We start from the raw sequence: 20,476 nt of genomic DNA on the forward strand, positions 1-20,476 counted from the left end.
GGTTGACAAAAATCACGGCCGCGCCCGCCGCCCGGACCGGGTGAGGGCTACCAACTCATCGCGATAACGGCTGCCAGCAGCAAGACCGTGACGAGACCGTGGAGGACGAGTTGGCGCAGAAAGGTGTTCTGGACAAGACGGTCCAATTCGGCCGACTGTGAAAAATCAGGCAACACATAGTGATTACGCATTGAGCCGAAACCCATTCTCGCGCTCAGCGATATGGTCATTGTTGATCATCGATCGAGTCGGCCGGCCGAAGCCGTTGGCCCGAGGTCGTATTGCTCGCAACGTGGGAAGGTCTTGGCAGACCCTGGAAGGTCACCGAAAGCCGCGGCCCATAGCATGGTGCCCATAAAGACCAGCACTATCGCGATGAAGCTGTGAACGCATGCTTGCCGCACTATCATCGCCAGGGGCGGCTGCAGTGGGTAATCCTCCGGAAATCTCGTCATGGTGGGCCCTTCTGTGTCACGGATCGGCAGAGCCGGAATCACTTCAGTGAGTAGCGGATCGGCAGGTGTTTGAGACCACCGACGAGTGTCGTCGCGCACAATTCCGGCTCGCCTGCGAGCTCGATCGATTTCAGCCTGGGGAGCAGTTCGCGGTAGAGACTGTTGATCTCCATCCGCGCTAATGCGGCACCGAGGCAGAAGTGCACGCCGTACCCGAAGGCCAGGTGTTTGTTGGGATCGCGGCGGATGTCGAAGCGGAACGGATCGTCGAAGACCTCCTCGTCGCGGTTGCCGGACGCGTAAGCCAGATACACCGACTCTCCTTCGGCGATGTCGACCCCCCGAACCGTGGTGTCGGCGGTTGCGGTGCGCATGAATTCCTTCACCGGGGTGGTCCACCGGATCATCTCCTCGATCGCCGTCGGCATCAGCGTGAGGTCCTGCTTCAATCGCGTTAGTTCACCGGGGTTTTCGATGAGCGCGCGCAGCCCGCCGGAGATGGCGTCTTTGGTGGTGTCATGGCCGGCGCTGGCGATGATCACGTAGTAGGACGCGGTGTCCACGTCCGAGAGCGGCTCGCCGTCGACGCGCCCGTTCGCGATGGCCGAGGCCAGGTCGCCGGTGGGGTTCTGGCGGCGCGACGCGGTCAGCTCGGCGAAGTAGTTGAGGAAGTCCTGCATCACCGCGAGCACGGCCTGGGGGCCTTGACTTCGCTGGTATTCGGCGTCATCGCGGCCGAACATTTCCTGGGTAAGCGTGCGCATCCGAGGAAACTCGGATTCGGAAAGACCCAATAGGGACAGGATGACGTAGAGCGGAAAGTCGGCTGCGACGTCGGTGACGAAGTCGCACTCAGGTCCGATCTCGCACATCTTGTCGACACAGCGCTTGGCCAGCTGGTCCACCTGCGCCTTCAGGTTGCGCATGGCCGCGGGGCGGAACCAGTTCGCGGAGATCGCGCGCACCTTGCGGTGGTATGCGCCGTCCATCTGGACCAGGGTGCGCATGCCGGTCCCGGCGTCTAGCTCTGCATTGCGCAGATCGTCGACGGCGGCGGCTGTGAGCATTGTGCGGGGCGCGCTGATGAAGAGGTCATTATCGCGCTCGATCGCCATGATGTCAGCGTGCTTGGTGATCGCCCAGAACGGCCGATACGGCGGATGGTCCACCCATGCAACCGGATTGGTTGCCCGCAGCTGCCGTAGCCCCGTGTGCAGCCGCTCGTCGTCGGCGTATGCCGATGGGTCAGCCAGAACTTTGGTGGCGTCATGCATTGTGGGTGCGTTCATGTGGATTCCTCACTCCGGGGTTGTCAGAACTTCGATAGATGAAGACCCAATGCGCCGCCGTCGAGGCGCGGCCGTCCTCGCTTCGACGCATCCTCAGAACCTGATCGGCTCGAGGCGGCCTAGGATCTCCTCGCGCCGCGCCTCGAATTGCTCCGGCAGCTGGAACCGCGTGCCCAGCTCCTGCGGCGACTCGTCGCAGTCCCAGCCACCGTCATTGTGTGTCACGGCCAGTTCGAAAAGGGCGCCGCCGGGTGATCTGACGTAGACCGACTTGAAGTACTTGCGGTCTCGAACTTCGGACATATCTGTGTAGCCGGCACCCTCGATCTCGAGTTTCAGGTCGCTCTGGTTTTCGAGAGTGTCTGCGTTCCAAGCGAAGTGGTGAATAGTTCCGGCACCATAGGTCCACGTGCCCGGCCCATCTGTGCGATTGACGACAAGCTCGACCGCACCGCCGAACCCGGACTTACCGGCCTCCAACGCAAAACGGTCACCTTCGGTCAAACCCTCGCGAGCACCAAGGTGGTTGGCGGCGAACTCGACTGCGGTGTCCGGCCCCGTCACGTGTACGCCTACACCGTAAATCCCGTGGATGGCGTACTCCTCGGGCACACCGTTGCCGGTGTAACCCCGACGAGGGTCGTCGACGACCTCGACCAGCTGGTACTCGATCCCGCACGGATGCCGGAACAGGACGCGGCGGCGATCGAACACGGTCGCGTCCCGGACGTCCGCGGTCCGTTCCTGCAACCTGGAGGACCAGTAGTTCAGCGAACCCGCGGGAGCGGCGAGCAATACCTCACGTGCTTGGTTGGTACCACGTCGCCCGCAGATCCCGGCCTGGCCAACCGGGAACGTGGTGAGCACCGCGCTCGGGTCGCCGTTGGCGTTGCTGTAATACAGGTGATAGATCGGGATCGTGCCGTCGAACAACACCGTCCGTTTGATAAGCCGCAGACCCAGCACCTTGACGTGAAAGTCAACGTCCTCCTGGGCCCCGTTCACCGACATGGTGATGTGGTGACTATCGATGATGTACGACATTCGAGCTCTCCCGCCGGCGGGTGGTCATCGGGCCCCCAGGAAGCGGAAAGCCGCTTCGGACATCGTTCTCGCCGTGAGCGTTTGCGGTCTGATCGGGCCATCGGGCATAGACATGTTGGCGTAGCCGCCGGGAAGCACATGCTGCGGAAGCGCAGCTGATACCGCCTCGGGCCAACCGCAATGAGCAGTGTGGCCAGATCTGTTCTTTGTCACACCTGCGACGTTAAAAAGCAACGCGCCCAGCGGCTAACCTGCGCCCACTGAGTGGGCTTTACCGGCCGGTCACCGTTTGACGGTGTGGCGATAGGGGCAGCGCCCGAGCTCTAGGCTGGGGTAATAGATTGGCGCTCAAGGAGTACCAGGACGGATCCCAGAAGGGGCCGTCAGGTCATTGAGGAGCATTCATGATGAGTGATTCTGGTAAGGCGAATGGCTAGGGGCGTCGGCACTTCCCCAATGACGGGGCGGGCGATCATGATCGGGTTGGTCGCGATTCCTGTATTGGTCGCCATGGCCGCGCTCGCCGCGGGGTGTGACTCACCAACTACGACGTCATCGACAGCCACGCCGGCGTCCGTCGGATTGCCACAAATTCTGCAGCGCGGCACGGTCCGTGTGTGCAGTACCGGCGACTACCGCCCATTCACGTATCGTGACGCACAGGGCATCTGGAGTGGGCTCGACATCGACATGGCCCACGACATGGCCACTCGACTGGGAGTCCGGCTGGACACGGTGCCGACCACGTGGGCAAGTGTTGTCAACGATCTGGGCAACAAGTGCGATGTGGCGATGGGAGGAATCACCATCACGCTCAACCGCGCCGAGCATGCGATCTACAGCGCTCCCTACCTACGCGATGGAAAAGCGGCCATCGTCCGTTGCGCTGAGGCATCAAAGTTCCAGACCCTGAGCGACATTGACCGCCCGGGTGTCCGCGTGGTCGTCAACCCCGGTGGTACCAATGCCGAATTCGACAACGGCCACCTCCACAATGCGCACGTGGTGAACTATCCGGACAACAACACCATCTTCGGCCAAATCACTAACGACGCCGCCGATGTCATGATCACCGATGCCAGTGAGATCCGTTGGCAGACAGGCCAGGATCCGCAGCTCTGCGGTCAGAGTCTGGACCATCCGTTCACGTTCGAACAAAAGGCCTATCTCATTCCTCGAACCGCCACGGACGTGCAGCAATGGATCAATCTGTGGCTCAACATCGCACAGAACGACGGAACCTACGCAGCGCTAAGCCAGAGGTACCTGGGTGCGCTAATCGGGCCATGATTCTTGCGGGCCGATCGACACTCGAGCCCTCCTCTAACCGACGCTGGGAAGCGGAATGGCGGTGAAGACGCCGTCGGGGTCGTACCGCGCTTTCGCGGCGGCGAGTCGGACGGCGTTCTCGCCGTAGGCATTCGCGACCTGCTCGTGGTCATCGGGTCCCAACAGGTTGGCATAGCCGCCCGGTTGGGCGTGAGGCGCAAGCGCCGCCGACACCGCGTCGGCCCACGCATGGTGAGTAGCACCATCCCCGGTCTCCCAACTGGCGACAATCTCGACGACGAAGTGTGGGCGGCGGTTTGCGAACGCGGTTTGGTCCGAGGCGACGCGCGTCGACGCGCCGTGACAGTGGTGGATGGCGATGCCGCTGGGTGGTGAGGTCAGCGCCCGACCGGCCTCGCGGAGCGTATCGATCACCCCAGGTGTGTACCCCGCGACCGTGCGGGTGCGAATCGCCCAGCACTGCCCACGCACGCTCCAGGCATCGAACAGGCTCAGCCATTCGCGGTACGTCATCGGCGCGACCTGTGTGGTCAGCGGAGTTCCAAGCTTGACGAGCTTATCGACGGCGGCTTCGCCGCAACGATGATCGCCGCTGAAGGCCGGGGCCAGGAACACCGCCGGATTTCCGCCTGGGTCGCAAAGCAGTCCACTTAACACGGTCAGCTCGTCCGGAGCAGTCGACAACAGCTCACCGAGCCCACGCCACACCGTCGCGGCCTGCGACCACGGGAAGGTGATCATCCCGCCGATCAACCGGTCCAGCGGATGTAACCGCACGCGCATCGAGGTGACCACCCCGAAGTTGCCGCCGCCACCGCGCAGTGCCCAGAACAGCTCCGGCTCGTGAGTCGCGTCGGCTGCGACGGTTCGACCGTCCGCCAGGACAACCTCTGCACCGACCAGGTTGTCCGAGGCAAGGCCGAACCGGCCGTTGAGCGGTCCGTAACCTCCGCCGAGTGTCAGGCCGGCCATACCGACGCCGCCGCAGTTGCCGGTGGCGGCAACCAGCCCGTACGGCGTGACCGCGTCGGTCAAATCAGTCGCTGTGACACCCGCGCCCACCGTTGCGACCGGTACCGTGGTATCGACTGTGACACTTCGCATCCCGGACATGTCGATCACCAGACCGCCGTCGCACACAGCGCGACCAAGCCAGTCGTGGCCACCCCCGAGCACCGAGAGCCGCATCCCGCGGTCACGCGCCACCCGGATGGCTATCTGCACGTCGAACGATGACTCGGGTCGCACGATCAATGCCGGACGATGCTGCGCCGCCGCATTCCAGATCAACGGCGCAGCACCGGGGACCCGCACTTGCGTGGCATTGATCGCTCTCGTCAGGTCGGCGGCGGCCGCGGATATCACAGCGGGGGTGGTCATTTATCTCCTACGGGTTGACGACGACGTCCAGCAAGAACGTCCGCCCTGATGCGACGGCTTCGAGCGCCCGCTGCACGGCCACGGCCAGCTCATCGAATTTCTGCACGCGTTCGCCCATGCCGCCATACGCTTCGGCCTGCTTCACGTAGTCGGGCATCGGTTCAATGGTGTTGCCGACGAAGTTCTGTTCGCGGACGGCCGCGCTATCCGGGTAGTACCTGACGAGGTTTCGGATCTGGGATGCGTACTGCCGGTTATTGCACAGCACGATGAGCAGCGAAACTCCGTATTCCTGTGCGAATCCCAGCGCAGCCGGCACGGGATTGTAGTGCCACGCTCCGTCACCGAGGATGCAGACGACCACTTGCTGCGGGCGCGCGAGCTTGACGCCGAGTGCGGTGCCCAGGCCGGTGCCCAGTGCTCCTGCCCAACCGCGATACTGCTCGAAAAGTTTACGGGTGTACAGGAATTGAATCATTTGCGGCACTTGAGACGTGATCTCATCGACACAGATCGCGTCGTCGGGAAGTGCGTCGTGCAACGCACCGAACAAGTCGGCGGCACACACGAAATCGGTTGCCTGCAACGCTAGTTGGCGAGCTTCTTCGATTCCCTTGGCGCGCACGCCGTCCGTGTAGCGCGTCCACCGCTCGTCGGCGTCGTGCCGAACGGCCGATCGCGTTTGTAGATTGGCAGCGAGCGCAACCAGATTGATCGACACATTCCCCGGGATCGCGTGAGTGATCGGGTAGCCCCAATAGGCACCGCGCGGGCGCAGCGGGTCTTGTTCGAGGTGAATGACCGCGCACCCTGGGCGTAACGCCGCCTGCGGCGGATGCCACAGTCCATTGCAGCCGGCCAACAGCACGGCATCGGCTTCACCCAGCACCGCTTCCACCGGCCCCGCCCCGTACAGGGGGTGCGACCGCGGAAAATTGTGATAGGCGGGATTCCAGAATTCGAAGACGGGCGCCGACAGCGCCTCGGCGATGCCTATCAGGGCGTTGCGGTCGGCGTCGGTGCGCCCGCCGTGTTCGGTGACGATGATCGGGTTTGTCGCGCGCACGAGAATTCCGGCCACCCGGTCGATATGTTCTGGTGTCGCGACATTCGGTGCAGCGGGAACCCACGGGGGGACCTCGGGGTGACCCTCGCCCAGCAACAGCTGAAACGGTATCTCCAACAGCGTCGGGCCGAGCGGGACGGACTCGGCGATGAAGCGGGCGCGCCGGAGTTCGTGAACCAGATCGAACGGCGTGCGCGCTCGCTTCGCCCACTTGACGACGACTTCGGCGTTGCGCGCCGGGCCGGCATGGTCGGTCAGCAGTGCGGGCCATTCGGCACCGGGATCGCCGTCGGGGTCATCACCATAGCTGAGCGTGTCAGGCGACAGTGCCGTCATCGGTGTGCGCTCCTGCAGCGCCGTGCTCAGCGCCATCGACGCGTTTTGAACTCCCAACGATGTCGGCAAGAAGACGATCTGGCTTCGGCCGGTGGCCTTGTAGTAGCCCGATGCCAGGCTCACCGCCAACAGCTCATGGCGACAGCGGAAGTACCGCAGCCTCATCTCGTTGCCGCGCCGGGCAAGCACTTCCCAGATCGGCGCCATCACGGCGATGGGAGAGGCGAAAATGCAGTCCACGCCCCGGGATTCCAAATGATCCAGCAGTACTTCTGCGCCATTCTTGGCGCCATGAGCGCGTGTCACACGAGTGACGCTAGGAAGCGACGAGGCCAACTGCGAGCCCGCGCCCACTGGGTGGGTTTTGCTAGCTGATCAGTGATTCACGGTTAGGCGCTTCTGATTTGAGGGCTAGTGTGCTGTGCGATCAGTTCGCCGACCATCCACACGCCGAAGGCGGTGCCGGGTTCATCGCCGCATCTACCTGTCACGCACCGGATGGCAGCTGCCGGCCAAAGAGCTGCGGTAAGCCCTTCAGGCGGGGGTTAACGCGATAACCGGGATGGGCCGCGATGTTCGGCTCTGGTAGCCGGTGTATCGGTTCGCGTTGTTTGTATTGACGATCTCCCACAGCCGAGCGTAGCCGGCGTCACCGGGTGCGACTCTGCGTGCTGTCACCGCGAATCGTATTGGCCCCACGTTTATTTCGCAGTCCGGCTGGTTCCGTAGGTTGTGGTACCAGCCCGGATGCTTATCGCTACCACCGAAGGACGCGACGACCAGATACGAGTCGCCGTCCTTGGCGTAGGTCAGTGCATTACTGCGCTGCTGACCGGTCTTCGCGCCCGTGGTGTGTAACAGCAAACAGGGTGGCATGCCTGGCATCCGGTGGCCGATCCGACCGTCGGTCCTCCGATAGACCATGCCATGAAGGCGCAGCAGCGGTAGGAGCACCAGTTGCTCCGCCGGAGTCATATTGCTCATGAGCAGTTTGCGCCTGTCATGCCCGCGACGTTAGGAAGCCACGCGACGAGCGGCAAACCTGGGCCCACTGAGTGGGTTTTCGCGCCTGGCACCGTTTCACGGGTTGCGAAGGAGGCTGACGATGCGGCTGCCGGTAGCCCTGGTGGCAGCCAGCAGTCCCAGCGGAGGCCGGCGTTGCGCGATGAGCGCCGAAACGGCAGCCGCCGCGTTGTCGCCGAGAGGAATTGCTATGGCAACGCAGCTGAGATCCGCCAGCACCCCGCCGGCATCCACTATGGGGGCGCGGCCCAACTCGGTGTAAGCCCGCGCAGTCGCCGTACCTGGCGGCACCCGAGCCCCGGGTTCGGCTGTGAATCCCACCGGAATCCGAGCGTCCACCACGTCCAGGTAGACCACCTCGCCACCGATCAGCGCAGACAACTGAACCGCAGCCCCAGTGGCGCTTGCCAGCTCGGCGATCGGCCGACGGGCGGCCACCCGCAATCGACGCTCCGGACTCACCCGCGAACCCAACCCCAACAGGCTCGCGCCCAACCGATACCGGCTGCCTTCGCGACTGACCGCCCCGACCGCGATCAACTGCTGCAACAGTCGACGGACCGTCTCCCGCGGGATCCCGCTCACATTCGCCAAATCCAGCAGCCGCACCGGCTCCAACGCAGCCACCAGCTCCAGCAGTTCAAATGCGCTCTGGAGAACCCCGCGGCCGTCGTTAGGAAACGAGCCGTCCACAACCCGACGGAGCATCGCCATCGCCCAGACCAGGCCGCTTGGCAACCGGTCGCCTTGACCAGACTCCATGCCGGCGGCCCGAAATCAGCACATACGTCAACCCCTCGTTCAAGGTATGCCTTTCGCTGTCAAGGATCCGAAGGTAGTACCGGACCGGTGTGTGGCCGCCACGGCTATGACGTTAAGAAGCCGCGGGACAAGCGGCCAATCTGTGCCCACTCAGTGGGTTTTCTCGCTGATAGCAATTCACGGTGTACGAAGGAGCCCGGCGATACGGACACCGGTGGCCCTGGTGGCAGCGAGCAGCCCGAGCGGCGGCCGCGGTCGCGGGACAAGCGTCGACACAGCTGCCACAGCGCCGTTGCCCAAAGGAATGGTTACCGCGACACAGCTCATACCCTTGATAACCTCGCCGGTGTCCACTATTGGTGCGGTAAAACCCAATTCGGTGTGGGCTCGTGCGGCTGCGCATCTAGGTGGTACCCGGGCCCCCGGTTGGGCGACCACTCCGAACGGAACGCGAGCGTCCACCGTGTCCAGGTACACCACCTCGCCACCGATCAGCGCAGACAACTGAACCGCAGCCCCAGTGGCGCTTGCCAGCTCGGCGATCGGCCGACGGGCGGCCACCCGCAATCGACGCTCCGGACTCACCCGCGAACCCAACCCCAACAGGCTCGCGCCCAACCGATACCGGCTGCCTTCGCGACTGACCGCCCCGACCGCGATCAACTGCTGCAACAGTCGACGGACCGTCTCCCGCGGGATCCCGCTCACATTCGCCAAATCCAGCAGCCGCACCGGCTCCAACGCAGCCACCAGCTCCAGCAGTTCAAATGCGCTCTCGAGGACCCCGCGGCCGTCGTTGCGAAGCGAACCGCCCGCCGCGCCCACCCGCCTATCACTGGCGGTCATGCGATCCACCGTTGGCCCACCATCGACCCCTTTGAGGTTGCTGTTGCCGACTGCAACGGCGAGCACGTGCGATCTATGCCCGGTGCCGAAAAGCAACAACAGCCTGCTCAGAATGTCGTCGACGAGGTTATCCCCGAAGCGGCATGGGGCCAAAATGCTGCATTAGCGCGGGCAGCAGCCTTTGCGAGATGCGCTTCGCCGGCCCGCGTCCGACCTACTTGGTGTTGTTGTACTTGGTGATCGCGTCGTCCAGGCGCTGCAACGCCGCACCGTAGCCGGCGAAATCGCCCTTCTTCTGCGCGTCCTTGGCCGCGCCGAGGGCCGCCTGAATCTCTTGCAGGGCAGCCGATTTCGCCGGGGACAGGGTCACCGAACCGTCGGCGACCGGCGGTGCGGCCACCGGCGGCGCCGAACCCGGTGTCACGGCCGGCGGCGGCGTGTTGGCCGGCGGACTGGCGGCGGGCGTGCCGGACTCGGTGGGCTGGATGCCCGTCGCCGCCGCGCCCGCACCCGGACCGAACAGCCCCGTCAGGGCGTCCCGCACCGTGGGGCCGTACCCGATCTTGTCGTTGTACATCATCGCCACCCGGATGAGCCGCGGATACGACGACGCCGCATCGCTGGCCCCCGGGGACGCGTACACGGGTTCGACGTAGAGCAGCCCGCCCTGGCCCACCGGCAGGGTGAGCAAGTTGCCCCACCGGATCCGGTTCTGGTTGTCACGCCCGATCACACCGAGGTCCTGGGACACCGCCGGATCGGTGGTGATCGCGTTGTTGGCCAGCTTGGGCCCGTTGACCTGACCCGGGATGGTCAGCACGGTGATCCGGCCGTACGTCGCCGGGTCGGAGCTGGCGCTGATGTAGGCGGCCAGATAGTCGCGCTTGAATCTGTTCATCGCGCTGGTCAGCTGATACGACGCCGTATTGTCGTTCTTCGCAATGTTTTTCGCGACGATGTAGTACGGCGGCTGGTAGCTGCTGGCCGTCGGGTTCGGATCTAGCGGCACGTCCCAGAAATCCGACGTGGAGAAGAACGTCACCGGATCGTTGACGTGATATTTCGCCAGCAACATCCGCTGCACCTTGAACAGGTCCTCGGGATAGCGCAGGTGCTCGGCCAGCTCCGGGCTGATATCGCTCTTGGGCTTGACCGTGCCCGGGAAGACCTGCATCCACGCCTTGAGCACCGGGTCCTGCTCGTCCTGCTGGTACAGCGTGACGGTGCCGTCGTAGGCGTCCACGGTCGCCTTGACCGAGTTGCGGATGTAGGAGACCCGCTTGTCGGGTGCCAGCCTGTTGAACGCCACCTCGTTGGAGTCCGCGGTCGCCGACTCCAATGACGTGAGTTCGGAATACGGGTAATTGTCCAGCGTGGTGTAGCCGTCGATGATCCACACCAGTCGCTTGTTCACGATCGCCGGATACACCGCGCTGTCGGTGGTCAGCCACGGCGCCACCGCCTCCACCCGCCGCGCCGGGTCACGGTTGAACAGGATCCTGCTGTTGGAGCCGATCACGTTGGAGAACAAGAAGTTTCGCTCGGCAAATTTCGCGGCGAACACGCTGCGCGACAGCCAGTCGCCGATCGGGACGCCGCCGAGCCCCGTGTACGTGTAGTTCTTGGTCTCGTTGCTGGTCTCGTAGTCGTATTCGCGGTCGGTGCCGTTGCGACCGACGATCGCGTAGTCGGCCGACGTGTTGGCGATGACCGGCCCGAAATAGACGCGCGGCTGGTCGAGCTGCGCCGGGCCGTCGGAGACCACCCCGCCGTTAGCGCCGACGACGTTGACCAGGAATTCGGGGTAGCCGCCATTCTGGTTGGGGTCGTTGGCGATTCCGCGCACCGTGTTGGCCGGCGACGCGATGAAGCCGTTGCCGTGGGTGTACACGGTGTGCCGGTTGATCCAGTCGCGCTGATTGTCGATCAGCCGGTCGGGGTTGAGTTCGCGGGCGGCCACGACGTAGTCACGCAGGGCCCCGGTGCGGTCCTGGTACCTGTCGATGGAGAGCTGGTCGGGGAAGTAGTAGAAGTTCTTGCCCTGCTGGAACTGGGTGAACGCCGGGCTGACGATCGTCGGGTCGAGCAGTCGGATGTTCGATGTGGTGGCCCGGTCGTCGGCGACCTGCTGGGCGGTGGCCCCCGCGTCGCCGGTGTAGTTGCGGTAAGTGACCTGGTCAGACGTCAGACCGTAGGCTTGCCGCGTCGCGGCGATGCTGCGGCTGATGTATTCGCTTTCCTTTTGCGCGGCATTGGGTTTGACGCTGATCTGCTCGACGATCAGCGGCCATCCCGCCCCCACGATCAGCGACGACAACAGCAACAGGACCACACCGATCGCGGGAATCCGCAAATCCCTGAGCACGATCGCCGAGAACACCGCGCCCGCGCAGATCAGCGCGATGGCCATCAGGATCAGCTTGGCCGGCAGCACCGCGTTGATGTCGGTGTAGCCGGCGCCGGTGAAGGGCTTGCCGCCGCGGGTGTGCGACAACAACTCATAGCGGTCCAACCAGTAGGCGATGGCCTTGAGCAGCACCAGCACCCCGACCAGGGTGACCAGCTGGATTCGCGCCGACCGGCTCAGCGCCCCGGTGCGGCCGGACAGCCGAATGCCGCCGAAGATATAGTGGGCCAACAGGTTCGCCACGAAGGCCAGGAACACCGCGACGAACAGGTAGGACAGCAGCAGCCGGTAGAACGGCAGCTCGAACGCGTAGAAACCGAGGTCCTTGCCGAACTGCGGGTCCCGGATGCCGAAATCGCCGCCGTGCAAGAACAGTTGGATTCGCACCCAATAGCTCTGGGCGACGATGCCGGCCAGCAGGCCGACCGCCACCGGGATACCGGCGCTCACCAGTCGTAGCCGCGACAGCACCAGGGCGCGGTAGCGCGCCACCGGGTCGTTGTCGTTGCTCGGCACGAACACCGGGCGGGTACGGTAGGCCACCGCCAGCCCGGCGAACACGATGCCGCCCACCAGCAGGCCGGCGATCAAAAACACCACGAACCGGGTGACCAGCACGGTGGAGAACACCGAGCGATACCCGAGCTCGCCGAACCACAGCCAGTCGACGTATGCGTCGATCAGCCGCGGACCCGCGAGCAGCAAAGCGATCACACCCAGTGCGATCAGGATCAGAATCCGGCTACGCCGAGTCAGCTTCGGCATCCGTGCGGTGGGCCGCATCCCCACTGGCTACGCTCCCTGATCGATTGCTAGACGGTGACAACTCTACGCATGGCACAACCCGTGATCGCCGGGCTTCGCTAGCAGCTTGGCGCCTGCCCACCCGAACCGATCGCGTGCAACGCATCCACTGCCTGGCCGAGCGTCTCGACCTTGACCAACCGCAGGCCGGACGGATTGTCCGAGCTGGCCTCGTAACAGTTCTTGGCCGGCACCAGAAACACCGTGGCCCCGGCCGCGTGCGCGGCGACCATCTTGTGGGTGATGCCGCCGATCTGGCCGACCTTGCCGTCCGACGAAATGGTTCCGGTCCCGGCGATGAAATTCGACTTGGCCAGGTCCCCGGTGGTCAGTTTGTCGACCACCGCGAGGCTGAACATGAGCCCGGCCGACGGCCCGCCCACGTTGGCCAGGTTGAAGTCGACGGTGAACGGCGCCCACGGCGCGTCGAGCACCGCGACGCCCAGGAAGCCGTAGTCGCGGTCCTTATTGGCACCCAGGGTGATCTGCGCCACACCGGCCGGCTCGTTCTTGCGGCGGTAATCGATCGTCACGACCTGGCCGGGCTTGGTGTTCTTCAGCAACCCGGTGAACTCCTCGACGGTGGCCACTGGGACGCCGTTAACCGCGTCGATGGCGTCACCGGTCTTCAGCTTGCCCGCCGAGGGGCCCGGCTCGGGGACCTTGGCGACGGTGACCGCCGCCGGGTACTTGAGGTAACCCAGGGCGGCATAGGCGGCGCTGTCCTCGGATTGCTTGAAGTCGGCGTTGTTGGCCTTGTCGACCTCCTCGCGCGACTTACCGGGCGGATAGATCAGGTCGCGCGGTACCAGCTGCTCGGTGTCCGAAAGCCACAGCGTCAGCGCCTCGCCCAGCGTCAGGTCGTCGCGCTGGGACACCGTCGTCATATTGAGGTGCCCGGTAGTCGGATGCGTCTGGGTGCCCTCGATCGCCACCACCTGCTTGCCGTCGACCTCGCCGAGCGTGTCGAAGGTGGGGCCGGGCCCCAGCGACACGAACGGCACCGTCACCACGGCCAGCAACACGCCGAACACCACGATCGGCACCAGCGCGACCACCAAGGTCAGGATGCGCCTGTTCACGCCGATCAGACTAGACGGCGGGTGCCGCGCGGTGTTCAGCCACGACGTCGGGTCAGCCTGGTTCAGCTACAAGCTGACCCGAGGTCGCGCCGCCTGACCTAGCGGTGAGTACCGTTGAGGGTATGGCTGACCTGCCTTTCGGGTTCTCCTCGGGAGACTCTGGAGACGACCCCGACAAACGCGGGAAGAAAGATCCCGAATCGGGCTCGAACCCGTCTGACCCATTCGCCGCCTTCGGCATGAGCGGTGAATTCGGCATGGGCGACTTGGGGCAGATCTTCACCCAACTCGGCCAGATGTTTTCCAGCGCGGGCACTGTCGGGCCCGCCGGAACCGGCTCCGGGCCGGTGAACTACGACTTGGCGCGCCGCGTCGCGACGAATTCGATCGGCTTTGTGGCGCCGATCCCGGACACCACCAACTCGGCGATCGCCGACGCGGTGCATCTGGCCGAAACCTGGCTGGACGGGGCCACGGCGCTGCCGGCGGGCACCACCAAGGCGGTGGGCTGGACGCCCGGCGACTGGGTCGAGAACACCTTGGAGACCTGGAAGCGGCTGTGCGACCCGATGGCACAACAGATTTCGACGGTGTGGGCGGCGTCGCTGCCCGAGGAGGCCAAGAGCATGGCCGGCCCGCTGCTGCAGATGATGTCGCAGATGGGTGGCATGGCGTTCGGCTCGCAGCTCGGACAGGCGCTGGGCCGACTGTCCCGCGAGGTGCTGACCTCCACCGACATCGGTCTACCCTTGGGGCCCAAGGGAATTGCCGCGGTAATGCCCGACGCCGTCGAATCGTTCGCCACCGGACTGGAGCGGCCGCGCAGCGAGGTCCTGACCTTCCTGGCCGCGCGGGAGGCCGCCCACCACCGGCTGTTCAGTCACGTGCCGTGGCTGTCGAGCCAACTGCTCGGCGCCGTCGAGGCCTACGCCATGGGCATGCAGATCGACATGTCCGGAATCGAGGAACTGGCGCGCGACTTCAATCCGGCGTCGCTGTCGGATCCGGCGGCCATCGAAAACCTGCTCGGGCAGGGCGTTTTCGAGCCCAAGGCCACGCCGGCCCAGACGCAGGCGCTCGAACGGCTGGAGACACTGCTCGCCCTCATCGAGGGCTGGGTGCAGGTGGTGGTGGCCGGGGCGCTGGGCGACCGGATCCCTGGCGCGGCCGCGCTGGGCGAGACGATGCGGCGCCGCCGGGCCAGCAGCGGCCCGGCCGAGCAGACCTTTGCCACGCTGGTCGGGCTGGAGCTGCGGCCCCGCAAGATGCGTGAGGCCGCGGCGTTCTGGGAGCGCCTGACCGAGGCCGCCGGGGTCGACACCCGCGACGGCATCTGGCAACACCCGGATCTGCTGCCCGACGCCGGGGACCTCGACGAGCCGGCGGGCTTCATCGACCGGGTCATCGGCGGCGACACCAGCGGCATCGACGAGGCCATCGCCAAACTCGAGCGCGAGGGCCAAGGCCCCGACGGCCCGCCCGACGGTGGCTCTGTGGATAACTGAGCGGGACCATCGCCGCGCGCGTGACACAGTGACGCCGTGATGCAGCGGCGCCCGGCCACGCTTTCCACCTACGCGCTGGACCCAGCGCTGCCGGTGCTGCTGCGGCCCGACGGCGCGGTCCAGGTGGGCTGGGATCCGCGGCGCGCGGTGCTGGTCCGCCCGCCGGGCGGCCTGGCCGCCGCCGAGCTGGCCACCCTGTTGCGGTCGATGTGGTCGCCGACCCCGCTCTCGGAGTTGCAGCGCCGCGCGCTCGACCGCGGGCTGACCGACGCCGACGGTCTGCGAAACCTGGTCGCGCAGTTGGTCGGTGCCGGCGTGGCCACCGAATGCGGGCGGCCGCGCGAGCGGGCGGCCTCGGTGCGGATCCACGGCCGCGGGCCGCTCTCGGAGCTACTGGTGGAGACCTTGCGCTGTTCGGGCGCGCGGATCGCGCACAGCAGCCAACCGCACGCCGCGGTGTCGGCCCACGACGTCGATCTGGTGGTGCTGTCGGACTTCCTCGTCGCCGACCCGCGCATGGTGCGCGATCTGCACAGCCAGGGCGTCGCCCACCTGTTGGTGCGGGTGCGCGACGGCATCGGGCTGGTGGGTCCGCTGGTGATCCCCGGGGTGACCAGCTGCCTGGGCTGCGCGGACCTGCACCGCCGGGACCGCGACGCCGCCTGGCCGGCGATCTGCGCGCAGCTGCGCGAAACCGTCGGGGTCGCCGATCGGGCCACCGTGCTGGCGACGGCGGCGCTGGCGCTGGCTCAGGTGAACCGGGTGATCGCGGCGGTGCACGGACGGGAGGCGGCGGCCGATCCCGACCCACCCCAGACGCTGAACGCGACCCTGGAATTCGATGTGCACTCCGGCGCGATCGTCACGCGGCACTGGGTCAAACACCCGCTGTGCTCATGCTGAATCGCAGCTACTTCCGTTGTGGCGCTTGGCCTTGCGGGCCGCGAACGACGGCCGATTGGCACCCTGACCTGCGTTTACACAATGTGACAACGGCCGTTGTCGGCTTATCTCCACATCGCGGTGGCCATCATGGATGATGGATACGTGGCAGACATCAAAAGGGGCCGCGCTGCGCGCAACGCGAAGCTGGCCAGCATTCCCGTCGGGTTCGCCGGCCGGGCAGCGATCGGATTCGGTAAGCGGCTGACCGGAAAGTCCAGGGACGAGGTCCAGGCCGAGATCCTGGAAAAGGCCGCCCACCAGCTGTTCACCGTGCTGGGTGAACTCAAGGGCGGCGCAATGAAGGTGGGCCAGGCGCTGTCGGTGCTCGAGGCCGCGGTCCCCGAGGAATTCGGCGAGCCGTACCGCGAAGCGCTGACCAAGCTGCAGAAGGACGCCCCGCCGCTGCCCGCCGCCAAGGTGCACCGGGTGCTCGATGCCCAGCTGGGCACCAAATGGCGCGAACGGTTCAGCTCGTTCGACGACACCCCGGTGGCGTCGGCCAGCATCGGCCAGGTCCACAAGGGCGTGTGGTCCGACGGCCGCGAGGTGGCGGTCAAGATCCAGTACCCCGGCGCCGACGAGGCACTGCGGGCCGACCTCAAGACCATGCAGCGCCTGGTCGGGGTGTTCAAGCAGCTCGCGCCGGGCGCCGACGTGCAGGGCGTGGTGGACGAGCTGATCGAGCGCACCGAGATGGAACTGGACTATCGGCTGGAGGCCGAGAATCAGCGCGCCTTCGCGAAGGCTTACCAGGACCACCCACACTTCGCGGTGCCACGCATCGTGGCCAGCGCGCCGAAAGTGGTGATCCAGGAGTGGATGCAGGGCACCCCGATGGCCGAGATCATCCGGCACGGCACCGTCGAGCAGCGCGACTTGATGGGCACCCGCCTGCTCGAGCTCACCTTCGACGCGCCGCGCCGGCTGGGGATGCTGCACGGCGACGCCCACCCCGGCAACTTCATGCTGCTGCCCGACGGCCGCATGGGCGTGATCGACTTCGGCGCCGTGGCCGCGCTGCCCGACGGCCTGCCGATCGAGCTCGGTATGAGCATCCGGTTGGCCCGCGACAAGAACTACGACGAGTTGTTGCCGACGATGGAGAAAGCCGGCTTCATCCAGAAGGGCCAGCAGGTGTCGGTGCGCGACATCGACGACATGCTGCGCCAGTACGTCGAACCCGTCGAGGTCGAGGTCTTCCACTACACCCGCAAGTGGCTGCAGAAGATGTCCGCCATCGAGATCGATCGGTCGGTGTCGCAGATCCGCACGGCCCGGCAGATGGATCTGCCGCCCAAGCTCGTCATCCCGATGCGGGTGATCATGTCGGTGGCTGCGATCCTGTGTCAGCTCGACGCCCACGTGCCGATCAAGGCGCTGTCCGAAGAACTGGTGCCCGGTTTCGCCGAACCCGACAGCGCGGTCATCTAGCCGCTGCGCCCTAGGCGGCGGCTCCGTCGTCTTTACGCGGGCGTCCGCGGGGCCGTTTGAAGCTCAGGACCGAGCCGCGGTCGATGATCTCGCCGCCCCACACGCCCCAGGGCTCGGCCCGTTCCAGTGCGGCCGCCAGGCACTGGCGGCGGACCGGGCAGCCGGTGCACAGCGTCTTGGCCCGCTCGAGATCGGCCGGGGTGTCGGCGAACCACAGGTCGGGATCTCCGACGTGACACGGCAGGGATTGTCTGGGGACTGTCGGTGCCGACATGTCCTACCACCTACTTCCTGATCTGGGTTGGGCGTCCGTGGGGAGTGATCCGGACCAGGTCAGGAAGTTGTCTGCGGAACAACTATGGCCACGGATCCTGGTGACTTCGGGTCCGTGGCCATCTGGGGAGAAAACCGGGCTGGTGCTTAGCTTGCCTTCGGTGGGCCCCCGACTTGTACGGACGCGTCGGTCGCGGCGGCGGCGCGATGCTTACGCGCGGCCGCCGAGGCGGCGTGTGCGGCATGGGTGGTGGCAGCGTCGAACGCCGCGCGGGCCACGCCTACACCGAAAGCGTCGTTGATCATCGTGGCCACCCCCTTCCCGTAATGCCGACTTCCGTGGTGCCGAGTTGTGCGCTTCGAGGGTAAACGGTCAGCACCGATGACCACAACCGATTTTCTGACCTGCGGGTTTACCGGTCAGCGGCCGCGGACCAGCTCCAGCACATCGGGCCCGTACTGTTCCAGTTTGCGTGCGCCGATGCCCGGGATCGCGATCAGCGCCTCTTCGTCGTCGGGCAGCAGCTCGGCGATGGCGATCAGCGTGTTGTCGGTGAAGACGACGTAGGCGGGCACCTTCTGCTCCTTGGCGATGTCGAGCCGCCAAGCCTTGAGCCGCAGCAACAGGTCCTCGTCGATGTCGGCGGCGCAGGTCTCGCAGCGCCGCAGCATGACGGCCGCCGGGGTGGTCAGGTTGTTGTTGCAGATCCGGCAGCGGGTCGCGGTGCCGCGGGTGCGCCGAGACTTGTTGGGCGCCGCGTCGGCCCGCGCCTGGGGTGCGATGCCGTTGAGGAACCGCGACGGCTTACGCCCCTGGCGCCCGCCCGGGCTGCGGGCCAGCGCCCAGCTGAGCGCCAAATGCGTTCTGGCCCTGGTGATTCCGACGTAGAGCAGCCGGCGTTCCTCCTCGACCGCTTCGCTTTCTGCGCCGTGCGCCAACGCGTGCGAGATGGGCAGCGTGCCGTCGGCCAACCCGACCAGGAACACCGCGTCCCACTCGAGCCCCTTGGCCGCGTGCAGCGACGCCAGCGCGACGCCTTGCACCACCGGTGCGTGCCGGGCGTCGGCGCGCATCCGGAGTTCGGCCATCAGCCCGGGCAAGTCGAGCTGCGGACGCTGGGCGACTTCGTCGTCCACCAGCTCTGCCAAGGCGGTCAGCGCTTCCCAGCGCTCGCGGGCCCGGGTGCCCACCGGTTCCTCCGCCGTCAGCCCCAGCGGTTCCAGCACCGCGCGCACCATGTCGGGCAACGGGCCCGCTGGGCCATGCTCAGAGCCGCGCTCGGCCGCCCGGTGCAGCGCCAGCATGGCCTGCTTGATCTCCTGGCGGTTGAAGAACCCCTCGCCACCGCGAACCTGATAGGCGATGCCGGCCTCGGTCAGCGCCTCCTCGTAGATCTCCGATTGCGCGTTGACCCGGTACAGCACCGCGATCTCCGACGGCGGGGTGCCGGATTCGATGAGCCGCTTGATCGATTTGGCGACCGCGGCGGCCTCGGCCGGTTCGTCGGGATGCTCGGAGAACGACGGCGCCGGGCCCGGCGCGCGCTGGCCCACCAGGTGCAGCTTGCTGCCCGCGACGCGGCCGCGCGCCGCGGCGATCACCTGGTTGGCCAACGACACCACCTGCGGGGTGGAGCGGTAGTCGCGCTCCAGGCGCACCACGGTGGCGTCGGGGAACCGGCGGGAGAAGTCGAGCAGGAACCGCGGCGAGGCCCCGGTGAACGAATAGATGGTCTGGTTGGCGTCGCCCACCACGGTCAGGTCGTCGCGATCGCCCAGCCACGCCGACAGCACCCGCTGCTGCAATGGCGTGACGTCCTGGTACTCGTCGACCACGAAGCAGCGGTAGCGATCCCGGAACTCCTCGGCCACGGCGGGATCATTTTCGATCGCGGCGGCGGTGTGCAGCAGCAGGTCGTCGAAATCGAGCAGGGTGACGTTGTCGCCGCGGGATTTGAGCGCTTCGTAGGCGGCGTAGACGGTGGCGACCCGCGCGGCGTCCAGCGGGATGTCGCGCGCGGCGGCGGCCACCGCGGCCGGGTATTCCTCCGGCCCGATCAGCGACGCCTTGGCCCACTCGATCTCGCCGGCCAGGTCGCGCACGTCGTCGGTGCTGGCGTTGATCCGGGCGCGGGCGGCCGCCCGGGCGACGACGGCGAATTTGCTGTCCAGCAGCTGCCAGCCGGTGTCGCCGACCACCCGCGGCCAGAAATACCGCAGCTGTCGGTGGGCGGCCGCGTGGAACGTCAGGGCCGAGACCGCGCCGACGGTGGTGTCCTCGCCCGCCGCGGCGTCGATCATCCGCAGCCTCGAGCGCATCTCCCCCGCCGCCCGCTGGGTGAACGTGACGGCCAGCACCTGGCCCGCCGCGACATGACCACTGGCGATCAACTGGGCGATGCGGTGCGTGATGGTGCGCGTCTTTCCCGTGCCGGCGCCGGCGAGCACGCAGACCGGGCCGCGGGGAGCCAGCACGGCTTCGCGCTGCTCGTCGTCCAGCCCGGCTGTCAAGGGATCGGCGACCGTCGGCATGGCGTC

General features: G+C 66.2%; 17 protein-coding genes. 4 read left to right on the forward strand and 13 right to left on the reverse strand.

What is annotated here, in order from left to right:
- Positions 1-47: 47 nt before the first annotated feature.
- The 3 genes from A5624_RS22240 to A5624_RS22250 form a co-directional block, all read right to left on the reverse strand.
- A complete protein-coding gene (locus tag A5624_RS22240; RefSeq protein WP_066871127.1) occupies positions 48-230 on the reverse strand; it encodes a hypothetical protein in 183 nt (60 codons plus the stop codon).
- Between the two features lie 263 nt (positions 231-493).
- Complete coding sequence (locus tag A5624_RS22245; RefSeq protein WP_066871130.1) at positions 494-1,744, reverse strand: cytochrome P450; 1,251 nt, start codon at positions 1,742-1,744, stop codon at positions 494-496.
- A 93-nt stretch (positions 1,745-1,837) separates the two neighbouring features.
- Complete coding sequence (locus A5624_RS22250; RefSeq protein WP_066871132.1) at positions 1,838-2,788, reverse strand: VOC family protein; 951 nt, start codon at positions 2,786-2,788, stop codon at positions 1,838-1,840.
- A 474-nt stretch (positions 2,789-3,262) separates the two neighbouring features.
- Here A5624_RS22250 and A5624_RS22255 point away from each other — a divergent pair, with 474 nt between their 5' ends.
- On the forward strand, positions 3,263-4,078 hold the full coding sequence (locus A5624_RS22255; protein WP_231998352.1) for a transporter substrate-binding domain-containing protein: 816 nt from the start codon (positions 3,263-3,265) through the stop codon (positions 4,076-4,078).
- Between the two features lie 33 nt (positions 4,079-4,111).
- On the opposite strand, the gene A5624_RS22260 is transcribed toward A5624_RS22255, so the two are convergent.
- The 7 genes from A5624_RS22260 to A5624_RS22285 all read right to left on the reverse strand — a co-directional run bounded on the left by A5624_RS22260 (position 4,112) and on the right by A5624_RS22285 (position 13,784).
- Positions 4,112-5,458 carry an FAD-binding oxidoreductase gene (locus A5624_RS22260; RefSeq protein WP_066871137.1) on the reverse strand — a complete coding sequence of 449 codons (1,347 nt, stop codon included), beginning with the start codon at positions 5,456-5,458 and terminating at the stop codon, positions 4,112-4,114.
- A 7-nt stretch (positions 5,459-5,465) separates the two neighbouring features.
- Positions 5,466-7,166, reverse strand: coding sequence for a thiamine pyrophosphate-dependent enzyme (locus A5624_RS22265; RefSeq protein WP_197519009.1), 1,701 nt, complete (start codon positions 7,164-7,166; stop codon positions 5,466-5,468).
- Between the two features lie 228 nt (positions 7,167-7,394).
- Positions 7,395-7,844, reverse strand: coding sequence for a nitroreductase family deazaflavin-dependent oxidoreductase (locus A5624_RS27710; protein WP_067179263.1), 450 nt, complete (start codon positions 7,842-7,844; stop codon positions 7,395-7,397).
- A 96-nt stretch (positions 7,845-7,940) separates the two neighbouring features.
- A complete protein-coding gene (locus A5624_RS22270; protein WP_197508085.1) occupies positions 7,941-8,591 on the reverse strand; it encodes a helix-turn-helix domain-containing protein in 651 nt (216 codons plus the stop codon).
- Between the two features lie 231 nt (positions 8,592-8,822).
- Entirely contained in the window at positions 8,823-9,644 is an 822-nt protein-coding gene (locus tag A5624_RS22275; protein ID WP_156748782.1) for an IclR family transcriptional regulator, read from the reverse strand.
- Between the two features lie 61 nt (positions 9,645-9,705).
- Positions 9,706-12,687 carry a UPF0182 family protein gene (locus A5624_RS22280; RefSeq protein WP_066871149.1) on the reverse strand — a complete coding sequence of 994 codons (2,982 nt, stop codon included), beginning with the start codon at positions 12,685-12,687 and terminating at the stop codon, positions 9,706-9,708.
- A 74-nt stretch (positions 12,688-12,761) separates the two neighbouring features.
- The gene (locus A5624_RS22285) at positions 12,762-13,784 is read right to left on the reverse strand and encodes a PDZ domain-containing protein (RefSeq protein ID WP_066871152.1); all 1,023 of its coding nucleotides are present in this window, start codon (positions 13,782-13,784) and stop codon (positions 12,762-12,764) included.
- Positions 13,785-13,888: 104 nt separating this feature from the next.
- On the opposite strand from A5624_RS22285, the gene A5624_RS22290 reads away from it, so the two are divergent.
- The 3 genes from A5624_RS22290 (at position 13,889) to A5624_RS22300 (ending at position 17,665) form a co-directional block, all read left to right on the forward strand.
- A complete protein-coding gene (locus A5624_RS22290) occupies positions 13,889-15,289 on the forward strand; it encodes a zinc-dependent metalloprotease (RefSeq protein ID WP_197497899.1) in 1,401 nt (466 codons plus the stop codon).
- A gap of 39 nt (positions 15,290-15,328) precedes the next feature.
- Positions 15,329-16,192 (forward strand): cyclodehydratase, encoded by an 864-nt coding sequence (locus A5624_RS22295; RefSeq protein WP_066871158.1) that lies wholly within the window; start codon positions 15,329-15,331, stop codon positions 16,190-16,192.
- A 129-nt stretch (positions 16,193-16,321) separates the two neighbouring features.
- Positions 16,322-17,665, forward strand: a complete 1,344-nt coding sequence (locus A5624_RS22300) for an AarF/ABC1/UbiB kinase family protein (protein ID WP_066871213.1) — start codon at positions 16,322-16,324, stop codon at positions 17,663-17,665.
- A gap of 10 nt (positions 17,666-17,675) precedes the next feature.
- On the opposite strand, the gene A5624_RS22305 is transcribed toward A5624_RS22300, so the two are convergent.
- The 3 genes from A5624_RS22305 to A5624_RS22310 all read right to left on the reverse strand — a co-directional run bounded on the left by A5624_RS22305 (position 17,676) and on the right by A5624_RS22310 (position 20,470).
- Positions 17,676-17,939 (reverse strand): WhiB family transcriptional regulator, encoded by a 264-nt coding sequence (locus A5624_RS22305; RefSeq protein WP_066871160.1) that lies wholly within the window; start codon positions 17,937-17,939, stop codon positions 17,676-17,678.
- A 146-nt stretch (positions 17,940-18,085) separates the two neighbouring features.
- Entirely contained in the window at positions 18,086-18,244 is a 159-nt protein-coding gene (locus A5624_RS28740; RefSeq protein WP_197497901.1) for a hypothetical protein, read from the reverse strand.
- 114 nt (positions 18,245-18,358) lie between these two features.
- On the reverse strand, positions 18,359-20,470 hold the full coding sequence (locus A5624_RS22310) for an ATP-dependent DNA helicase UvrD2 (protein WP_197519010.1): 2,112 nt from the start codon (positions 20,468-20,470) through the stop codon (positions 18,359-18,361).
- Positions 20,471-20,476: the final 6 nt, after the last annotated feature.

Source organism: Mycobacterium sp. 1482292.6 (assembly GCF_001672995.1).
GTDB classification, from domain to species: Bacteria; Actinomycetota; Actinomycetes; order Mycobacteriales; family Mycobacteriaceae; genus Mycobacterium; species Mycobacterium europaeum_A.

Excerpts from the sequence above, each read along its gene's own strand:
- A5624_RS27710 (WP_067179263.1), bottom strand. The coding sequence starts at position 7,844 with ATGAGCAATATGACTCCGGCGGAGCAACTGGTGCTCCTACCGCTGCTG.
- A5624_RS22240 (WP_066871127.1), bottom strand. The coding sequence starts at position 230 with ATGACCATATCGCTGAGCGCGAGAATGGGTTTCGGCTCAATGCGTAAT.
- A5624_RS22310 (WP_197519010.1), bottom strand. The coding sequence starts at position 20,470 with ATGCCGACGGTCGCCGATCCCTTGACAGCCGGGCTGGACGACGAGCAG.
- A5624_RS22260 (WP_066871137.1), bottom strand. The coding sequence starts at position 5,458 with ATGACCACCCCCGCTGTGATATCCGCGGCCGCCGCCGACCTGACGAGA.
- A5624_RS22295 (WP_066871158.1), top strand. The coding sequence starts at position 15,329 with ATGCAGCGGCGCCCGGCCACGCTTTCCACCTACGCGCTGGACCCAGCG.
- A5624_RS22245 (WP_066871130.1), bottom strand. The coding sequence starts at position 1,744 with ATGAACGCACCCACAATGCATGACGCCACCAAAGTTCTGGCTGACCCA.
- A5624_RS22305 (WP_066871160.1), bottom strand. The coding sequence starts at position 17,939 with ATGTCGGCACCGACAGTCCCCAGACAATCCCTGCCGTGTCACGTCGGA.
- A5624_RS22255 (WP_231998352.1), top strand. The coding sequence starts at position 3,263 with ATGATCGGGTTGGTCGCGATTCCTGTATTGGTCGCCATGGCCGCGCTC.
- A5624_RS22250 (WP_066871132.1), bottom strand. The coding sequence starts at position 2,788 with ATGTCGTACATCATCGATAGTCACCACATCACCATGTCGGTGAACGGG.
- A5624_RS28740 (WP_197497901.1), bottom strand. The coding sequence starts at position 18,244 with ATGATCAACGACGCTTTCGGTGTAGGCGTGGCCCGCGCGGCGTTCGAC.
- A5624_RS22300 (WP_066871213.1), top strand. The coding sequence starts at position 16,322 with ATGGATGATGGATACGTGGCAGACATCAAAAGGGGCCGCGCTGCGCGC.
- A5624_RS22270 (WP_197508085.1), bottom strand. The coding sequence starts at position 8,591 with ATGCTCCGTCGGGTTGTGGACGGCTCGTTTCCTAACGACGGCCGCGGG.